Source organism: Brachybacterium alimentarium (assembly GCF_002332425.1).
Lineage (GTDB): Bacteria > Actinomycetota > Actinomycetes > Actinomycetales > Dermabacteraceae > Brachybacterium > Brachybacterium alimentarium.
The window spans coordinates 1-18,802 of sequence record NZ_NRGS01000017.1 but is presented as its reverse complement, the minus strand read 5'-3'; the positions used below and the strand labels follow the sequence as shown (position 1 = coordinate 18,802).

The 18,802-nt window shown below is 69.9% G+C and carries 14 protein-coding genes; 9 read left to right on the top strand and 5 right to left on the bottom strand.

Annotation, left to right across the window (positions count from 1 at the left end; all coding sequences use genetic code 11):
- The first annotated feature begins 5 nt into the window (after positions 1–5).
- Positions 6–965, top strand: coding sequence for a prenyltransferase/squalene oxidase repeat-containing protein (locus CIK71_RS10240; RefSeq protein ID WP_096165502.1), 960 nt, complete (start codon positions 6–8; stop codon positions 963–965).
- A gap of 54 nt (positions 966–1,019) precedes the next feature.
- Here the strand turns inward: CIK71_RS10240 and CIK71_RS10235 are convergent, their stop codons facing one another.
- Entirely contained in the window at positions 1,020–1,979 is a 960-nt protein-coding gene (locus CIK71_RS10235; protein ID WP_096165501.1) for an SMP-30/gluconolactonase/LRE family protein, read from the bottom strand.
- A 215-nt stretch (positions 1,980–2,194) separates the two neighbouring features.
- Between CIK71_RS10235 and CIK71_RS10230 the strand changes: the two genes are divergently transcribed.
- The 8 genes from CIK71_RS10230 to CIK71_RS10195 all read left to right on the top strand — a co-directional run bounded on the left by CIK71_RS10230 (position 2,195) and on the right by CIK71_RS10195 (position 12,137).
- A complete protein-coding gene (locus tag CIK71_RS10230; protein ID WP_096165499.1) occupies positions 2,195–3,838 on the top strand; it encodes an ABC transporter substrate-binding protein in 1,644 nt (547 codons plus the stop codon).
- Positions 3,835–4,929: an ABC transporter permease gene (locus CIK71_RS10225; RefSeq protein WP_096165498.1), complete on the top strand. Its 1,095-nt coding sequence runs from the start codon at positions 3,835–3,837 to the stop codon at positions 4,927–4,929. Before CIK71_RS10230 ends, CIK71_RS10225 begins: the two co-directional genes overlap by 4 nt.
- Before the next feature lies 1 nt (position 4,930).
- Positions 4,931–5,956, top strand: a complete 1,026-nt coding sequence (locus tag CIK71_RS10220; RefSeq protein ID WP_096165495.1) for an ABC transporter permease — start codon at positions 4,931–4,933, stop codon at positions 5,954–5,956.
- Positions 5,953–7,671: an ABC transporter ATP-binding protein gene (locus CIK71_RS10215; protein ID WP_096165493.1), complete on the top strand. Its 1,719-nt coding sequence runs from the start codon at positions 5,953–5,955 to the stop codon at positions 7,669–7,671. Before CIK71_RS10220 ends, CIK71_RS10215 begins: the two co-directional genes overlap by 4 nt.
- Positions 7,672–7,833: 162 nt before the next feature.
- A complete protein-coding gene (locus CIK71_RS10210) occupies positions 7,834–9,057 on the top strand; it encodes a heparan-alpha-glucosaminide N-acetyltransferase domain-containing protein (RefSeq protein WP_096165491.1) in 1,224 nt (407 codons plus the stop codon).
- A gap of 30 nt (positions 9,058–9,087) precedes the next feature.
- On the top strand, positions 9,088–10,233 hold the full coding sequence (locus CIK71_RS10205; protein ID WP_096165489.1) for a metallophosphoesterase family protein: 1,146 nt from the start codon (positions 9,088–9,090) through the stop codon (positions 10,231–10,233).
- A gap of 174 nt (positions 10,234–10,407) precedes the next feature.
- The gene (locus CIK71_RS10200) at positions 10,408–10,776 is read left to right on the top strand and encodes a YciI family protein (protein WP_096165718.1); all 369 of its coding nucleotides are present in this window, start codon (positions 10,408–10,410) and stop codon (positions 10,774–10,776) included.
- Positions 10,773–12,137 carry an RNA polymerase sigma factor gene (locus CIK71_RS10195; protein ID WP_096165486.1) on the top strand — a complete coding sequence of 455 codons (1,365 nt, stop codon included), beginning with the start codon at positions 10,773–10,775 and terminating at the stop codon, positions 12,135–12,137. Before CIK71_RS10200 ends, CIK71_RS10195 begins: the two co-directional genes overlap by 4 nt.
- Before the next feature lie 190 nt (positions 12,138–12,327).
- On the opposite strand, the gene CIK71_RS10190 is transcribed toward CIK71_RS10195, so the two are convergent.
- The 4 genes from CIK71_RS10190 to CIK71_RS10175 form a co-directional block, all read right to left on the bottom strand.
- The gene (locus CIK71_RS10190; RefSeq protein ID WP_141393714.1) at positions 12,328–13,413 is read right to left on the bottom strand and encodes a hypothetical protein; all 1,086 of its coding nucleotides are present in this window, start codon (positions 13,411–13,413) and stop codon (positions 12,328–12,330) included.
- A gap of 147 nt (positions 13,414–13,560) precedes the next feature.
- Complete coding sequence (gene recQ, locus CIK71_RS10185; protein WP_096165482.1) at positions 13,561–15,456, bottom strand: DNA helicase RecQ; 1,896 nt, start codon at positions 15,454–15,456, stop codon at positions 13,561–13,563.
- Between the two features lie 241 nt (positions 15,457–15,697).
- Positions 15,698–17,269, bottom strand: a complete 1,572-nt coding sequence (locus CIK71_RS10180; protein WP_096165480.1) for a DHA2 family efflux MFS transporter permease subunit — start codon at positions 17,267–17,269, stop codon at positions 15,698–15,700.
- 145 nt (positions 17,270–17,414) lie between these two features.
- Positions 17,415–18,802: GMC oxidoreductase (locus CIK71_RS10175; protein ID WP_096165478.1), on the bottom strand; the 1,388-nt coding region annotated here is incomplete at its 5' end.

Here is an 18,802-nt window from a genome sequence, read left to right as displayed (position 1 = left end):
GCTGTATGTCACCCACCGATGTGATCTCCTGGCTGCTCGATTCCGACCCCGCGCTGCGCTGGCAGGTCGAGCGGGATCTGCTGGATGCCCCGCCATCCCAGTGGGAGGCCACCCGAGCACGCATCCCCGTCGAGGGATTCGGTGCTGCACTGCTGGCGAAGCAGGATCCGGATGGCCAGTGGGCGGGCGGGGCGTTCTTCCCGGCCGGCTTCTTCGACGACCCCGCGAACCAGAACCTCCCGGGCCAGCCGTGGACCGCGACCACGTGGACGCTGACCACGCTGCGCGAATGGGGCATGGATCCTGCGCCGCTGATCGAGCGCGGCACCGCTGAGCTCCTGGCGGAGAACTCCCACTGGGAGTACGACCGTTCGCTGCCCTACTGGGCGGGCGAGGTCGACTGCTGCATCAACGCGATGACCCTCGCCAACGGTCTGTGGCTGGGAGCGGACGTCGAGCCGCTCGCGACCTGGTTCGTCGAGCACCGCATGGAGGACGGCGGCTGGAACTGCGAATGGGAGAGCGGATCGGTGCGCTCGAGCGTGCACTCCACGTTGAACTCCCTGCGGGCGCTGCTGATCCATGAGCAGACCACCGGGGGCACGAAGGCCACCCGGGCCGCACGCGCCTCCGGCGAGGAGTACCTGCTGGAGCGGCATCTCGCCTGGAGGCTCAGCACCCAGGAGCTGCTGGGCCCGTGGGTCGACCACTTCCTGTACCCGCCGCGCCACATCTACTCGGCACTGCGGGCACTGGAGCACTTCCGTCTGGCGGGCCGTCGTGATCCCCGGATGGAGGAGGCGGTCTCCATGGTGCGCGAGGCGCAGCAGAGCGACGGCACGTGGCTCCAGCAGAAGGTCCTGCCCGGAGAGGTGTGGTTCGACGTCGACGTGCCCGAGGGCGAGCCGTCGAAGTGGATCACCCTCGAGGCGCTGCGCGTGCTGCGCTGGTGGAACGAGGGCTGATACCCCAGGGACGCCAGGCACCCCACGAGTTCCGGGAAGGGCCGAGCCTCCCGGTCAGCGGCTCGCCCTGCCCCGTGCGGCCGTGCTGGCATCCGTCGTGGTGGTGCGGATCCGGTACAGGCTCGAGGACGCCGCGATGTAGAGGGTGCGGCCGTCGTCCCCGCCGAAGCACAGGTTCGCGGTCTTCTCGGGCACGGCGAGGTCCAGCAGGCGCTCGCCGTCCGGGGTGAACACCTGCACGCCGGACAGGCTCGAGCTCCAGATCCGTCCTTCCACGTCGACCCGGATCCCGTCGGGGAGCCCGGGGGAGACCTCGACCAGGGGCCGCCCGTTCTTCGCGTGCCGGCCCTCGACGACGTCGTACACGTGGATCGAGTGGTCGCGCGGTCGCGCCGTATCGGTGGTGTCGGGATCAGCAGGGGAGAGTGAGGAGTCGGCGACGTAGAGCAGGGACTCGTCGGGGGAGAAGGCGAGGCCGTTGGGCGCCTCCACGTCGATCACGACGGGAGTGAGGACGTCGGCCTCCTCGTCATAGCGGAACACATAGCGATCCCCGTACTCCTCGTCCCCGGCGTGGCCCTCGACGGGGCGCTTGATGCCGTAGGCGGGGTCGGTGAACCAGATCGCCCCGTCGGATGCCACCACGACATCGTTGGGGGAGTTCAGGCGCGCGCGGCCGAAGCGCTCGACGAGAGTGATCGGGCGGTGCGCGTCCCCGGGGCCGACGGCGGTATCGCGCTGGACCGCGCGCCGGCCGTGCGAGCACTCCACGACGTGCCCGTCCAGATCGAGCGTGCGGCCGTTGGTGTACTCCGCGTCGTCGCTGACCACGGTGAGCTCTCCGGTCTCCTCCGAGTACTCCAGGATCCGGTTGGTGTGGATGTCGCTGAAGCGCACGGCACGACGGCGCGGCAGCCAGACGGGCCCTTCGGCCCAGGTGGCGCCCGTGGCGACGCGCTCGAGCCGTGCGCCCTCCTCCACCAGGTGGTGCGGGGCCGACGGATGCTCGGGCATGGGATCTCCTTCGATCGCTCGCGGATCAGCGATGCTACCCCCGCTCACGTCACGGTTCCATGACGGGATCGCGTTTTCCGTCGTGGAGGGCGACGTGGCTCGGTGTCGCTGGTACCTTGCTGAGCACGCCTCGGTGCGCTGCCTCACACACGGCGGCGTCCCAGCTTCACAGTGCCGTGATCCCCGCGGACAGTCCCATTCCCCTGGAGGAACCCATGTTCGATGCCGCGTTCACCCCCAAGCGACGCACGATGCTCCTGTCGCTCGCCGGGGTCCCCGTCCTGCTGTCGGCCTGCGCCCAGACCACGGACGACGGCGGCTCGGGCGGCGGCGGAGGCGGTGCCGACGGGGCCCTGACCGTCGGCACCACCGACAAGGCCACCGCCCTGGACCCGGCAGCCGCCTACGACAACGGCTCCTCGACCGTATGGACCCAGGTCTACGGCTACCTCATGAACACGAAGATCGGCTCCGAGGACGGCAAGCCCGAGCCCGACCTCGCCGAGTCCGCCGAGTTCACGAGCGAGAACGTCTACACCGTGACGCTCCAAGAGGGGCTGACCTTCGCCAACGGCAACGAGCTCACCAGCGAGGACGTCAAGCACACCTTCGATCGCCAGCTCGCGATCGCCGACCCCAACGGCCCCTCGAGCCTGCTGGGGAATCTCGAGAAGGTGGAGGCCGTCGACGACCTGACCGTCGAGTTCCACCTCAAGGAGCCCAACGACCAGACCTTCCCGTACGTCCTGTGCAGCCCGGCCGGGCCCATCGTCGACGCCGAGGTCTTCCCGGCCGACGAGGTGCTCCCCGATGGCGAGATCGTCTCCGGGAAGGCGTTCTGCGGTCCGTACCAGATCACCAGCTGGAAGCTCAACGAGCTGGTCTCGTATGAGGCCTTCGAGGGTTACAAGGGGCTGTTCGGCACGCCCGCCACCTCCAAGGTGTCGATGTCCTACTACGCCGACCAGAACAACATGAAGCTGGACATCCAGCAGGGCAACATCGACTGCGTCTGGCGCTCGCTGTCCGCGACCGACATCGAGGACCTCTCCGGGGACGACGCCGTGGCGGTCCATGACGGACCCGGCGGCGAGATCCGCTACATCGTGTTCAACTTCGACACGATGCCCTATGGCGCGAAGACGGAGGACGCCGACCCGGCGAAGTCCAAGGCCGTGCGCCAGGCCGCCGCCGACCTCATCGACCGTCAGGCCATCGCGACCTCGGTCTACAAGGACACCTACACCCCGCTGTTCTCGTACATCCCCGAGGGCCTTCCCGGCAACGGCACCCAGTTCCAGGACCTCTACGGCGACGGCGAGGGCGGGCCCGACGCCGCCAAGGCCAAGAAGCGGCTCGAGGACGCGGGCGTCGAGATCCCGGTGAAGCTGAGCCTGCAGTACAACCCCGATCACTACGGGAACTCCTCAGGCGACGAGTACGCGGCGGTGAAGTCCCAGCTCGAGGCCGACGAGCTGTTCATCGTGGATCTCCAGTCCACCGAGTGGGTCCAGTACTCCACCGACCGCACCACCGACGTGTATCCCGCTTACCAGCTGGGCTGGTTCCCCGACTACTCGGACGCGGACAACTACCTCACGCCGTTCTTCGTCACGGACAACTTCCTGGTGAACCACTACAGCAGCGATGAGGTCAACGAACTGGTCGCCCAGCAGCGCGGCACCGAGGACCCCGATGAGCGCGAAGCGCTGTTCGTGAAGATCCAGGACATCGTGTCCGACGAGATCTCGACCCTGCCGCTGCTGCAGGGCGCGCAGATCGCCGTCTCCACGGCCGACGTGCAGGGAGTCACCCTGGACTCCTCGTTCAAGTTCCGTCTCTCGCCGCTCAGCAAGTGACCACGGGTCTCGACACCGAGGTCGAGAACACCCCCGCCAGCCCCGCGGCGCGTCCACGCCGACGGGCCGGCGGGGGTCTCGGCCGCTACATCCTGGTCCGCTTCCTCCTCATCATCCCGACCGTGTTCATCCTGATGACGGTCGTGTTCTTCCTGATGAGGATCACCGGCGACCCGATCACGGCGGCCCTCGGCGGCCGCCTCACCCCTGATCAGCTCGCGCAGCGACGCGCCGAGGCCGGCTACGACCGGCCGCTGATCGTGCAGTATTTCGACTACCTCGGCGGCGTGCTGCACGGCGACTTCGGCATGTCCTACACCGACCGCACCCCGGTCTCGGAGATCCTCACGACCTATGGCGGCGCCACCTTCGAGCTGGTCGTCTACGCCGTGGTGGTCGCACTGGTCGCCGGTGTGCCTCTGGGCATGATCGCCGCGCGCACCCGTGACCGGTGGCCGGACGCCGTGCTGCGCGTGGTCGCGATCCTCGGTTATGCGACACCCGTGTTCTTCGTGGGCCTGCTGCTGAAGCTCGTGTTCTCCGTGGGCCTGGGATGGCTGCCGGTGGCAGGGAGGATCTCGACCCGCGGCGAGCTCACGATGGGCACGATCCTCAACCCCTCGCCGTTCTACCTGCTCGATGCGCTGCGCCTGGGCCGGATGGACGTGCTGATGGACGTGGCCGGCCATGCCGTGCTGCCGGCGATCGCGCTCGGCGTGCTCACCGGGGGCATCTTCCTGCGCCTGGTGCGCACCAACATGATCGGCACGCTGGAGATGCAGTACATCGACTCCGCGCGCTCCCGGGGCGTCTCCGAAGCCCGCCTGACCACCCGCCACGCCCTGCGACCGGCACTGATCCCGATCGTCACCGTGATGGGCATGCAGATCGCCATGATGCTGGGCGGAGCCGTGCTCACCGAGACCACCTTCGAGTGGAACGGACTGGGCTACATGCTCGCGGAGTACATGAAGGCCCGCGACTACGTGGCCGTGCAGGGCATCGTCATGATGCTCGCGGTCATCGTCGCCCTGTCGAACTTCGTGGTCGACGTGGTCGCCGCCCTCATCGACCCCCGAGTGAGGTACTGACATGACGCTCTCGAACCCTGTTCCTCCCGGCGAGGGCGGCGCCGACGACCTCTCCGTCGAATCGGCGACCGTCGCGGCCACCGCGCGCTCTCCGTGGTACCTGCGGCTGCCCGTGGTCAGCCACCTGCGCCGCAGCGTCGGCCTGCAGCGCGGCATGCTCGTCACGGGGCTCGTCCTCGTGATCGGCCTGCTGCTCACAGCCCTGTTCGCCCCGTTGCTCGCGCCCTACGGCTTCGCGGACACCGGGGTCGACGGCGTGAAGTTCGGCGGGCAGCAGCCGCCGTCGGCCGAGCACCTGCTGGGCACCACGGTGACCGGCTTCGACGTGCTCTCGCGCGTGATCTGGGGGACCCGCACAGCGGTCGCCGTGATGGTGTGCGCCGTCGTGGCCTCCCTGTTCCTCGGGGTCGCGCTGGGCCTGCTGTCCGGCTACGTGGGCGGCTGGCTGGACCGCGTGCTGGTGATGCTGGCCGACGCGATCTACGCCTTCCCCTCGCTGCTGCTCGCGATCGTCATGTCGATCGTGATCTCCGGCGGCCAGTCCGGCGCCTGGGGCGGCATCCTCGCCGCCGCCATCTCCATCACCGTCGTGTTCGTCCCGCAGTACTTCCGGGTGATCCGCGCGGAGGTGGTGCGGCTGAAGGCCGAGCCGTTCGTGGAGGCCGCGAAGGTGATCGGCACCGGGCATCGGCGCGTCATGGGCACGCACCTGCTGCGCAACTCCACCCGCACTCTGCCGCTGATCTTCACGCTGAACTCCTCCGAGGCGATCCTCACGCTGGCCGCCCTCGGGTTCCTGGGCTTCGGCATCGAACCGACCAGCGCCTCCGAGTGGGGCTACGACCTCAACCGCGCCATGAGCGACGCGACCAGCGGGATCTGGTGGACCGGGATGTTCCCGGGCCTCGCGATCGTCGCCGCCGTGCTCGGCGTGACCCTCGTCGGCGAATCCATCAACGATCTCAACGATCCGCGCCTGCGCACCCGCAAGAAGCGCTCGCGCGCGCAGAAGAAGGTGGCGGCATGAGCGCGACGCGCAGCGACATCCGCAGCCCGGAACCGGGCACGGCCCGCCTGGAGATCACCGATCTCGACATCCACTTCGCGACGGACGGCGGCGACGTCCACGCGGTCGACGGGGTGAGCCTCAGCGTCGCCCCCGGGGAGATCCTGGCGATCGTCGGAGAATCCGGCTCCGGCAAGTCCGTCACCGCCCGCTCGATCCTCGGGCTGCTGCCCGAGACGGCGGAGGATTCCGGAGCGATCCTGGTCTCCGGCACCGATGTGGTGGGACTCAGCGGCAGGCGCCTCCGGGAGCTCCGGGGCGAGGACGTCTCGATGATCTTCCAAGAGCCCTCGAGCGCCATGAATCCCGTCTTCCCCATCTGGTGGCAGATCGGGGAGGGGCTGAAGGCCCACCGCCCCAAGATCACCCGGAAGGAGATCCGGGCCGAGGCGATCACGGCGCTCGAGTCCGTGGGCATCCCCGATCCGGCAGAGCGCATCGACCGCTACCCGCACGAGTTCTCCGGCGGGCAGAAGCAGCGCATCATGATCGCGATGGCGCTCGCGCTGGGGGCGGAGCTGATCGTCGCCGATGAGCCCACCACCGCCCTGGACGTCACCGTGCAGGCCGAGATCCTCGAGCTGCTGCGCGATGTGCGCGACCGTTTCGGCACCTCGGTCATCCTCATCACCCACAACATGGGCGTGGTCGCCGACCTCGCCGATTCGGTGGCGGTCATGTACCGCGGGTCGATCATCGAGCGCGCCGGGGTGCAGGAGCTGTTCGCGAATCCTCGCCAGGAGTACACGCAGAAGCTGCTCGCCGCGGTGCCGCACCTGGGGCGCCGATCGGCCTGGACGGCGCTGAGCACGCAGCAGCAGCAGGAGATCGAGGACGCTGCCCCGGTCGTGGTCGCGAAGGACCTGGTCATCGAGTATCCGGGTCGCCTGGGACGCGCTCCGTTCCGTGCCGTCAAAGGAGTGGACTTCTCCATCCGCGCCGGTGAGGTGTACGGGCTGGTGGGGGAGTCCGGCTCCGGCAAGACCACCATCGGCCGCACCATCGCCGGTCTCGAGCGGGCCACTGGAGGGAGCCTCCAGGTGCTCGGGCACCAGATGAACGGGGTGCGGGAGAAGGACTTCAAGCCCGTGCGTCGGCGGATCGGGTTCGTGTTCCAGGACCCGGCCACCTCGTTCAACCCGCACCTGACGATCGAGGAGTGCATCGCCGAGCCGCTCGTCGTGCACGAGCCGGGCCAGACGACGACTCAGCGTTCGCAGCAGGTGCGCTCCCTGCTGGAGTCCGTCGAGCTGCCGTCCGCGTACGCGACGAGGTACCCGCACGAGCTCTCGGGCGGTCAGCGCCAGCGCATCTCCCTCGCCCGCGCCCTGGTGCTGGATCCGGAGCTGCTGATCGCCGACGAGCCGACCAGCGCCCTGGACGTGTCGGTCCAGTCCACGGTGCTCGACCTGTTCCGAGACCTGCAGGCGCGCCTGGGCTTTGCGGCGCTGTTCATCAGCCACGATCTGGCCGTGGTGGACTCGCTCGCCCACCGGATCGGGGTGCTGCTGCGCGGCGAGCTGGTCGAGGACGGTCACGGGCCCGACGTCCTGCAGCGCCCGCAGCACGACTACACCCGCCGACTCATCGCCTCGCTGCCGGTACCGGACCCGGTGGAGCAGGCGAAGCGTCGCGAGGCGTTCCAGCGCGAGTGGGGACGCGGGGCGACGGATTGACCGGGGGCGGGGCGGCGGCCGCGACGCCGACGGCAACATCGATTCCGCTCCGCTCCCACTGCGGTATGACCTGGTAGGGGGCCGCGCTCTCCCCCTGCAGGGGGACAGAGGATCGACCCGTGCGCCGACGCGCTGGATCGCCCGCAGCGGAACGCTGGGGGCATGACATCGAACTCGCCCGTTCCTGCTCCTCGCGGCGGCTCCGCGACCGCGCTCGCGCCGGTCCGCGACTCCGCCCGCGCACCCGACCACCAGCCTGCCCACGAGCGCGCGGCGACCCGGATCGAAGCCCTCGATCTGGTGCGTCTGCTCGCGATCGTCGGCATGATGACCGCGCACCTGCTGGCGCCGTTGGCGCTCGTGCCCGACGCCGACGGGATCCAGGCACTGCTCGCCCAGGTCGCGCACGTGCTCACCGAGGGCACCTCCTCGACCCTGTTCGCCGTGATCGGAGGCTGCAGCCTCGTGCTCGCGACCCGGCGTCGGCTGGAGATCGGTGACCGTCGTGGGGCCGTCCTCTCGGTCCTGGTGCGCGGTGCCTGCGTGGTGGCGATCGGCCTGCTGCTGGAGCTGCTGCCCTCGTCCGTGATGGTGGTGCTGGTGCCGTTCGGGCTGGCGATGATGCTCACGGCACCCCTGCTCCTGGTGCCCAGCCGAGCGCTCGTGGCGCCCCTGGTGCTGCTCGCGGCAGCAGGTCATCCCCTGGCGCAGAGCGTGCCGGGACCTGTCGAGTTCGGCACCGTGACCCTGCTCAGCCTCGACGACCCGATCGGGGTGCTGCGTGGCATCATTCTGACCGGCCAGTACCCGCTGATCACCTGGGTGCCGTACCTCGTGCTCGGGATGATGCTGATGCGCCGTCTCCTGCACGCCCAGCAGACCGGGCAGGTGCGGTGCTCCGCCCGGCGGATCGCCGCGATCGGGGTCCTGGCAGCGCTGCTCGGCCACGCTCTTCCGCTGGTCGCCCGGATGCTCGGTGCGTCCACCCAGGGTGCCTGGTACATGGCGGCGCCCCACACCGGGACGCTGGGAGACATGCTCGCCACCGGCGGTGTCGCCGTCGCCCTGATCGCCTCGGCGATCTGGCTGCTGCCTCCGGGACGGCATTTCGTGAGGCGCTCCGCGCGCATCCTGCGCAGCGCCGGGGCCGCGCCGCTGAGCCTGTACGTGCTCCACGTGCTGCTCACCTCCGTCGGCCTGATCGCCGCAGTCGTCCTCTCCGGAGGGGAGCTGACCACGATGCCCTGGTACGTCGCGGGCATGGGAGTGCTCGGCGTGCACCTGCTGCTCGTCGTCGCAGTCGGGGCGGTGCTCGCCCGGCGAGGGAGCCGCGGACCGCTGGAAGCGCTGCTGGCCCGCATCGGCCGACGGGTGGTGCCCGCATGAGGCAGCGTCGCGGACTTCACCGCGACAGGGATGACCGCAGCAGGCATGATGGGCACCGCCGGGGCCGATCCCGCCCCGGCGGCCCCACCGGAGCGGCCCCCTCGACCGAGCGAAGGCATCGTGCGCAATCAGCTCTCCTTCCATGACGACGGCACCTTCACCGTCGTCCAGTTCAACGACACCCAGGACGGCCATCGCACCGACCAGCGGACCATCGCCCTGCAGGAGGCCGTGCTGGACGACGTGCGGCCCGACGTGGTGGTCATCAACGGCGACGTCATCGACGGGTCGCCCACCACCGCGCTCGAGGCGAAGCAGGCGATCAACAACGTCGTGCGACCGATGGAGGACCGCGGGATCGCGTGGGCGCTCACCTTCGGGAACCACGACGAGGATTCGAGCGCGGCCACCGGCCTGGACGAGGCCGCTTACCTGACCTTCGTGCAGCAGTATCCGCACAACGTGAACACCGTCGGCGCACGGGACGTGACCGGAACCGGCAACCAGGTGCTGCCGGTGCGCTCAGCGGACGGCACCCGCGACGCCTTCGCCCTCTGGCTGCTGGATTCCGGCCGCTACGCGCCCGAGACCATCGCCGGCCAGGACTTCGAGGGCTACCCGTCCTGGGACTGGCTGCGCCCGGATCAGGTGCAGTGGTACGTGCGTGCGTCCGAGGAGCTTGAGCGCAGGAATGCCGCGCGCGTGCCGGGGCTCGTGTTCCAGCACATCGCCCTGTGGGAGCACCGCTTCATGTGGTTCGCGAGCGTCGATTCGCGTACGCCGGACGATCATGACCGCGCCGTCGCGAAGCATTCCCTGGTGGGGGAGCGCAACGAGGACGAGTGTACGGGGCCCTTCAACTCCGGCATGTTCGCCGCTCTGCTGCAGCGCGGCGACGTGAAGGGCCTGTTCGTGGGGCATGACCACATCAACACCTACGTGGGCGACTACTACGGCATCCAGCTCGGCTACGGTCCCGGCACCGGGTTCGGGGCCTACGGACTGGGCGGCGCCGAGGACCACCGCCTGCGCGGAGCTCGCGTCTTCCACCTCGATCAGAGCGTCGAGGAGGTCTATGCGGGCACCGAGCTGCGCTTCGCCGCGGACTACGGCATCGACCTCTCCGAGGGCGGGCAGCCCGGCGAGCCGGCGGACTTCCCGGCCGGGGTGCACTGAGGCCCTCCGCAGGGCCCTTCAGATTCTGCCGGTCCTGCTGGTCCTTCAGGCCCTGCTGGTCCTGCCGGTCCTGCTGGTCCTGCCGGTCCTGCTGGTCCTGTCGATCCTGTCGATCCCGTTCGACATCAGGATGAGGACGGCGAGAGACGCCGTCCCTTGAGGAGGATGATCCCGATGGCTCGCTACACCGTGTTCCTGTACCACCCCACCAGCCAGGCCACGACCGATCCCGAGCAGCTGCAGGCCGAGATGGCCGAGCACGATGCCCACGGCAAGGAGCTGCTGGACGAGGGGGTGATGATCTTCGGCAGCCCGCTCGAGGATCATGACGCGACCACCTCGATCCGGGCGGACAGCCTCGTGGACGGACCATTCGTGGAGGTGGACGAGGTGATCGTGGGCTTCTACGTGATCGAGGTGCCCGATCTGGACGCCGCGATCGCGGTGGCACGGCGCAACCCGATCATCCACCAGGGCGGCGGCGTCGAGGTGCGACCGATGACGGTCGGCGAGGCGGGCGTGCACGGGAGCGTCCCTGCGTGACCGACGCCCTGCGCGCGGACGTCCCCGATGACGTCGCTGCGGCCGTCGCCGCCGCGCACCGTGACCACTGGGGCACGGTGCTCGCGGCGACGGTCGCGCTCACCCGCGACCTGGACCTCGCCGAGGACAGCGTCCAGGAGGCCTGCGTCCAGGCGCTGAGGGCCTGGACCCGCGAAGGCATCCCGGAGAATCGGGCCGGCTGGCTGACCACGGCGGCCCGGCGCCGCGCGCTCGACGCGATCCGGCGCTCCCAGACGCTCCAGCGCAAGCTTCCGCTGCTGGTGTGGGACGCGGAGGGCCACAGAGACGATGCCATGGCCGGCACCATGGCCGACGACGGGCCAGCGACGGTCCGACGGATCGAGGACGAGGCAGCGCCCGTGGTGCTCGATGAGCGGCTGCGGCTGATCTTCCTCGCGGCGCATCCTGCGCTGGCCCCGACCTCCCGGATCGCCCTCACCCTGCGTCTGGTGAGCGGACTGAGCACCGAGCAGATCGCTGCCGCGTTCCACCTCCCGACGGCGACGATGGCGGCGCGGCTCACGCGGGCGAAGAAGCGCATACGCCTCAGCAGGATTCCCTGCCGGGTCCCGGGAGCCGCTGAGCTCGATGGTCGGCTGGTCGACGTCCTCGACGTCCTCGATGTGCTCTCGGTGCTCCTGGCCGTGGGAATGCGCGGAAAAGCTGAGGCCGGGGGCGACGCCGGACCGCGAGCAGCGGGCGACGGGGAGACCACGAGGACGACCGACGCCCAGGCCGCAGTGCTCGACTCCACGGTGCACACGCTCCAGGTGCTCGGGGACCTCCTGCCGCACCACTCGGAGCCGCGCGGACTCCTGGCACAGGCACTGCTGCTGCAGGCACGGGCGAGCACTCGGATCGATGAGCGGGGCCGTCCTGTCGCGCTGGCGGAGCAGGATCGGACGGCCTGGGACCGCGAGCTGATCGAGCGCGCCGATCACCTGGTGATCGGTTCCCTCGCCCGGGGCGGGCGCGGCCCGTACCTGGTGCAGGCCGCGATCTCGGCCGCCGTCGCCGTCCCTGCCCGACACGAGGACATCGACTGGTGCGAGGTGGTCGAGCTCTACGACGCGCTGCTGATGCACTGGCCCACAGCCCTCGTGCAGCTCGGGAGGGTCGTCGCGGTCTCGGAGGCCGAGGGCGCTGCCGTCGCCTTCGACCATCTCGAGCCGCTCGCCGATGAGCTCGACGCCCATCGCTCGTTCCATGTCATCCGCGGCGAGCTGCTCGGCCGTCTGGGTGCGCATGAGGCCGCGGCGTCGGCCGTCCGGACGGCGCTGGACCGGCAGGGCAGTGCAGGGGAGTCCGAGGTGCTGCGCGAGATGCTCCGCGTGAGGTGACCGGAGGCGGCCCGACGGTGCCAGGCCCGGCCGAACCTCGGGGCGGGGCCGTCGACGATGACACGGAGGATGCCCTGCGGGATGCCCCTGCGGGATGCTGCGGGATGCTGGCGGATGCAGGCACGAACAGCGGAGCGGACCAGCACGTGGTGCTGGTCCGCTCGGGAGATCGAGCTGTGCGGGTCGGCGATCAGCTCCAGGTGACGGGCAGATCGGGATCGGCCATGTCCACGCTCGGAGTGCCAAGGCCCCCGCCCATGAACATCTCGCAGGTGCCCTTCTGGTCTCCCTTGGTGCAGTCCATCGTCGTATCGATGGTGCCGATGTACTCACCCTCGACATAGGTGGGCTCGTCGTAGCTCGGCGTCGCGGACATCTTGTCGATCGTGCGCTGAGCGTCCTCGGGAAGACTCCGCTTCACCGTGCCGTCGGTGAGCGTGTAGCCGTCGGACGTCTCGGCCGGGAGCTCACCGATACCGCAGCCCGCCTCGAGGGTGTCCTGGTCGATGCACGTGTCCACGGCCTTCTGCACGGCGGCACGGAAGCTGGCCAGACCGTCATCGGTCAGGGTCGCCTCGGGCCATTCGAGGTCCGACTCGAAGTCCGAGTACACCAGCGGGTCGGTCTCGGACGGGGCGAAGCCGTCCACACCCAACGCGATCTCGTAGGAGCCCGGAAGCATCGCGATGCGGGTGCCGGAATCGGTGGGCAGCTCGGAGCCGTTGATCGTGGCGCCGAGACCGGCCAGGGCGTCCGGTCCGTAGACGGACCAGCGAGGAGCGTCGAGCTCGAAGCTCTCGTCGGAGTCGTAGTCGCTCACCGTGAAATCGTAGGAGACCTCCTCGCCGTCCACGGTGAACGTGGTCGGCACGGTGCCGTCGATCCCTGCAGGGTCCATCACCGGCGCCCCCACGGAGACGTCAGCCACCGGTGCCGCCGCGAGCGCCGCGTCGTACGCCTCGGCCGGCAGCATCTCGATGTCGCTCGAGCTCTTGGCGCTGAGGTCGAAGGCTGCAGCGGAGTCCCCGGCGACCAGCGCGTCCATGTAGTCGGTGACCAGGGTCGTGGCCTGCTCCTCCGGGCCGGCGGCCGTGTCCCCGCCCCCGTTCTCGCCGCCGTCCGTGCTGGCTGCGCCGCCGCGCATGGCGAAGAAGATGATCAGGCCGATCACCACGAGCACGGCGATGAACAGGAGCGCGGCCCCCGCCACGATGCCGATGATCAGGCCCGTGCGGTTCTTCTTCGGCGGTGTCGGCGACGGTGGCTGGGGCGACACCGGGCCACCGTACTGGGGCATGGGGGACGCGGGAGGCTGGGACACGAGGAGCTCCTGGGACTTCGCTGACAGAAGTGCCCAGAATATCCGGATCGCGGACGGGGAGGGCCGTCGATGCCGGATCGAGACCGGTGCGTGCCCGACGCGCTACTGGCCGAGGGCCTCCAGCACCGCGTCGCCGTACTCGGCGAGCTTCTTCGCGCCGACGCCGCTGATACCGCTGAGGGCGTCGACGGACTCCGGGCGCGACTGGACGATCGCGACCAGCGTGGCATCGGAGAACACCATGTACGGCGGGATCTGCTTGTCCTTCGCCACCGAGGTGCGCCAGGCGCGAAGAGCCTCGAAGCGCTCGCGCTCGGCGATCTCCAGCCCCTCAGCGGCACGGGAACCGCCGCCGCTCTCGCCCCGGGACGGCCGCGGGCGGGACCGGGCCGACTTGGCCGGAGTGCGGTCCACGGCGAGATCGACGGTCTCCTCGCTGCGCAGCACGGGGCCCGCCTGCGTGCCGGGGATCAGCACTCCGTACTCGCCCTCTGCGTCGACGATGCCGCGCGCCAGCAGCTGGCGCATCACCGAACGCCACTCCTTCTCGCTCAGCTCGTCACCGATGCCCCACACGCTGAGCTCGTCGTGCCGGGACTGCCGCGAGCGATCGTTCTCCCGCCCCAGCAGCACGTCGATGATCTGCCCGGAGCCGAACTTCTGGCCGCGCTCGCGGTCCAGCCGGATCAGGGCCGAGAGCAGCTTCTGCGCGGGAACGGTCGCATCCCAGGTCCGCGGCGGGTTCAGGCAGATGTCGCAGTTGCCGCAGGCCGGCGTGCCCAGTTCCTGACCGAAGTAGCGCAGCAGCTGCACACGGCGGCAGGAGACCGTTTCGCACAGGCCGAGCATCGCGTCCAGATGGGAGCGGGCATTGCGCTTGAACTGCTCGTTGCCCTCGCCCGAATCGATGAACCTCCGCTGGCTGACCACGTCCCCCATCCCGTAGGCCAGCCACGCGGTGGAGGGCTGACCGTCTCGGCCGGCGCGGCCGGTCTCCTGGTAGTACCCCTCGATGGACTTGGGCAGGTCCAGGTGGGCCACGAAGCGCACGTCAGGCTTGTCGATCCCCATGCCGAAGGCGATGGTCGCGACGATGATGAGACCCTCGGCGCGCAGGAACCTCTCCTGGTGATCCTGGCGGACTCGGGCGTCGAGCCCAGCGTGATACGGCAGCGCCGGGATGCCGCGGTCGTTCAGCCAGCTCGCGGTGGTCTCGACGCTCTTGCGGGAGAGGCAGTAGACGATGCCGGACTCGCCCTCGTGCTCGGCGGTGATGAGCCGCAGCAGCTGCTCACGCGGGGAGGCCTTCGGCTCGATCCGGTACTGGATGTTGGGGCGGTCGAAGCTGGAGACGAAATGCTTCGCGCCCTCCATCCGCAGGCGCTCGGTGAGCTCGCGGTGAGTGGCTTCGGTGGCGGTCGCCGTCAGCGCCATCCGCGGCACCGTCGGGAAGGCGTCCGCCAGCACCGACAGGCCCATGTAATCGGGGCGGAAGTCGTGGCCCCACTGGGAGACGCAGTGGGCCTCGTCGATCGCGAAGAGCGCGAGCTCGGCGCGCTGGAGCAGGTCGATGGTGCGCGGCAGGACCAGGCGCTCCGGCGCCATGTAGAGCAGGTCGATCTCGCCGGCCAGCAGCTGCTGCTCGACGGCCTGCGCCTCGTGGCGCTCGAGCGTGGAGTTCAGGAACGCGGCACGGATGCCGACGGCCTCGAGCGCGGCGACCTGATCGGACATCAGCGCGATCAGCGGGGAGACGACGATGCCGGTGCCCTTCCGCAGCAGCGCCGGGATCTGGTAGCACAGCGACTTGCCGCCTCCGGTGGGCATCAGCACCACGGCGTCCCCGCCGCCCGCGACCTGCTCGATGATCTGGGCCTGCTCGCCCCGGAAGGAGTCGTATCCGAAGACGGTGGAGAGGATCTGGAGGGCGGCATCCGTCTGCTCGGCATCGCCCTCACGGAGAGCGGAGATCGGGTCGGCGGCGCGCAGGGATTCCATGGTGCCCACTCTAGGAGGACGGCCGACGGAGCGTGACCATCGGCGGGCGGTGTGTGGACGGTCAGCCGGCAGGGGAGGACAAGGGGCCGGCGGGCGGACCGCGGTCGGAGGCGACCGATCGCTCACAGCGTGCAGTGCGGATCCCGACCCGTCTGCAGAAGATCGTCTCCCGCTCGAAGGAGGACCGCTGATCCGGTGGTCACGCACCACGACCATCGCAGGCGTGAGCTCCTGCCGGAGCTCACTCGTCCTTCGCCCACGCCCCGGTGTCCACCGGCTTCCCGATGAAGAACGCGGCGACCACGCCCACCAGGGACAGCACCACCGGCAGGAGCAACGCATCGGCCATGGCAGAGGCGAAGGGAGCGTGGAGGAACTCGGGCAGGGTGCCACCCATGGAGCCCTCGCCGCCGGAGGGCACCTGCCCTCCGGCCTCGCCGACGGTGTCGGAGATGCGGGCGGCGATGCGGTCGTTCATGAGCGTCGCGATCGCAGCGGAGCCGAGCACGGAGCCGATCTGACGGGTCTCGTTGTAGACCCCTGAGCCGGCGCCCGCGAGTGACGGCGGCAGGTTCCGGGTCGCGGTGAGCGACAGCGGCCCCCAGATGAATGCGTTGCCCAGCCCCACGAGCACGAAGGGCAGCAGGAGCAGCACGATCGACGCTCCGGGCTCCATGATCCGGGAGAGCCAGAGGAGCCCGACGGCGAGGGACACGAATCCGCCCAGCGCCATCCAGCGCGGGTTGTGGGTGATCATCCATCGGCCGACGAACGGGGCGAGGCCGAGCGAGACGAGCGCCATCGGCGTCGTCATCAGCGCGGCCTCGGTGGGGGACATGTCCATCACCCGCTGGAAGTACAGGGTGATGGGGAAGGACAGGGTCAGCACGACCGCGCCCATCATCGCGATCGCGACGTTGGCGACCGAGAAGTTGCGATCCCTGAACAGCGACAGGGGCACCAGGGGCTCGCTCCGGGTCAGCGCCTGCCAGCCGATGAATCCGACCATGATGAGTGCGCCGGCGATGATCAGACCGGGCACGCTGAGCGGGAGACCGGTGTCCCAGGAGCCGATCTGCAGGGAGTCGGTGACCGTGCCCCAGTCATAGGTGTTGCCCTCCTGGATCCCGAAGACCAGCAGGAACAGGCCCGCTGCGGAGAGCACCACGCCCAGCCAGTCGAAGGAGTGGGCGCGGCGCGAGAAGCGAGGGACATTCCTCCAGGCCAGCACCAGCGCGAGCACGCCGACCGGGATGTTGACGAAGAAGATCCACTCCCAGCCGGGCCCGTCCACCAGCAGGCCGCCCACGATGGGACCCACCAGGGTGGCGACGCCCGCGGTCGCGCCCCACAGGGCCATCGCCTGGCCGCGATCCTTCGGGGCGAACAAGCGGGTGATCATGGACATCGTCTGCGGGGTCATCATGCCGGCACCGAGTCCCTGCACCACGCGGGCCACGATCAGCATCTCGACGCTCCCGGAGAGTCCGCACCACAGGCTCGAGGCGGTGAACACGAACAGGCCGGCCACGTACATCGTCTTCAACCCGAAGCGATCACCGAGTCGCCCCGTGATCAGCAGCGGCACGGCATAGGCCAGCAGATATGCGCTCGTCACCCACAGCAGATTCGTGAGATCGGTGTCGAGATCGGACTGCATGCGGGGGATCGCGACGGTGACGATCGTGGTGTCCACGAGGATCATGAAGAAGCCCAGGACGATCGACCACAGCGCCGGCCACGGACGGTCCAGGCGCGGGTCACGGCCGGTCGCGGAGGGATCGGCGGGAACAGTGTGCTCAGTGGATGACATGGAGGGCCTTCGACGCGAGGGGCGGCGCTCCGGTGGGTGCGCCGAGGGAAGGGTACGCCGGGCTGCGCACGGCACCGAGCCCGACGTGACACGCAGGACAGTGGACGGTGAGATGAGTCCGCGGTAGTGCGTCCGCGTGACCCGGTCAGCCTGCCCGCACCACCCCCTCGGCGATCCGCAGCGCGTTCGCATAGATCGTCAGCACGGGGTTCGCTCCACCGTTGGTGACGTGCGTGGACCCGTCGGCCACCACGATGTTCGGGTGCTCCCATAGCCGCCCGTCCGGACCGACCACCGAGGTCGCCGAATCTGTGCCCATGCGACAGGTGCCCGCCTGGTGCTGTCCGCCGCTGGGCGGCGTGGGCAGACGCATCGGGCTCATCGGCCGCACGTCGACCGCCCCGGCTTCAGCCAGCCAGTCCGCGGCGCGCGACGAGAGCAGGTCCCGGCCCCGAAGATCCTCACGATGGAGGCTCCCGGACAGGCGCACGATCGCCCGGCCGAAGCGGTCCCGACGGGACCTGTTCACCTGCACGCGGGAGTCAGCGCTGGTGACCTCCTGGACGGGGCCGACGACCTTTCCCAGGCGCAGCATCGCCCGTTCCATCTCGGGGGAGCCGACGGGCGCATCGGCGGCGACCAGGCCGGTCTCGCGCAGGTAGCGCTGCGTGCTCGAGGGGGTGGGCACGAACTCGTCGGCCAGGATCCCGCCGCCGATGATGCCCTCGTTGCCGTGGCGGAAGTCCGCGGTGGAGATGTCGACACCAGGACCACGCAGGTCCACCACCCGCTCAGCGAACAGGGCGCTGGCACCGCCGTAGACATGGCCCTGCAGGTGACGGCCCACCTGGTCGGCGGCATTGCCGAGGCCGGCGGGGTGCTGGTCGGTGGCGCTGTCCAGGAGCAGGCGGGCGCTCTCGATCGTCCCGGCGGCGAGGACCACCAGATCAGCCCGCACGGTGCGGTGCCAGCGGCGGCCGTCGCGCTCGCCGACGAGCTCCACAGAGCGTGCGCGACCGTCGGGCCCGACGTCGATGCGGGAGGCCTGGGCGTCGCCGAGGAGGGTGGCGTTCCCCGTCGCGAGGGCCGAGGGGAGCGTGGTGTTGTGGCTCCCGGCGCGGGCACCGACGGGGCAGTCGAAGCCGACGCACTGGGCGCAGCGGAGGCAGGCCGCTCGACCGCCGCGGCGCCGCGTGTTGATCAGCAGCGGAACCGGCTGGGTGCCCAGACCCAGGCGTTCGGCCGCCGCAGCGAGCAGGGACCCCAGCGGCGAGCGGGACAGCGGCCCCATGGGCAGCTGCTCGCTGCGCGCGCCCTCCCACGGGTCGGTCGACGGGCCCCCGCTCACCCCGAGCATCTGCTCCACACGCGTGTAGAACGGCTCGAGCTCGTCGTACGTGATCGGCCAGTCCGCGAGCGAACTGCCCTCGGGGACGCCGTAGGTGCTGGCCATCGCCAGATCCTTGGGGCCGAAGCGCCAGGCCTGCGCCCCGTACATGCGGGTGCCGCCGCTGCCGGGGGAAGGAATCATTC

Excerpts from the sequence above, each read along its gene's own strand:
- CIK71_RS10240 (WP_096165502.1), top strand. The coding sequence starts at position 6 with ATGTCACCCACCGATGTGATCTCCTGGCTGCTCGATTCCGACCCCGCG.
- CIK71_RS10235 (WP_096165501.1), bottom strand. The coding sequence starts at position 1,979 with ATGCCCGAGCATCCGTCGGCCCCGCACCACCTGGTGGAGGAGGGCGCA.
- CIK71_RS10230 (WP_096165499.1), top strand. The coding sequence starts at position 2,195 with ATGTTCGATGCCGCGTTCACCCCCAAGCGACGCACGATGCTCCTGTCG.
- CIK71_RS10220 (WP_096165495.1), top strand. The coding sequence starts at position 4,931 with ATGACGCTCTCGAACCCTGTTCCTCCCGGCGAGGGCGGCGCCGACGAC.
- CIK71_RS10215 (WP_096165493.1), top strand. The coding sequence starts at position 5,953 with ATGAGCGCGACGCGCAGCGACATCCGCAGCCCGGAACCGGGCACGGCC.
- CIK71_RS10210 (WP_096165491.1), top strand. The coding sequence starts at position 7,834 with ATGACATCGAACTCGCCCGTTCCTGCTCCTCGCGGCGGCTCCGCGACC.
- CIK71_RS10205 (WP_096165489.1), top strand. The coding sequence starts at position 9,088 with ATGACCGCAGCAGGCATGATGGGCACCGCCGGGGCCGATCCCGCCCCG.
- CIK71_RS10200 (WP_096165718.1), top strand. The coding sequence starts at position 10,408 with ATGGCTCGCTACACCGTGTTCCTGTACCACCCCACCAGCCAGGCCACG.
- recQ (WP_096165482.1), bottom strand. The coding sequence starts at position 15,456 with ATGGAATCCCTGCGCGCCGCCGACCCGATCTCCGCTCTCCGTGAGGGC.
- CIK71_RS10180 (WP_096165480.1), bottom strand. The coding sequence starts at position 17,269 with ATGTCATCCACTGAGCACACTGTTCCCGCCGATCCCTCCGCGACCGGC.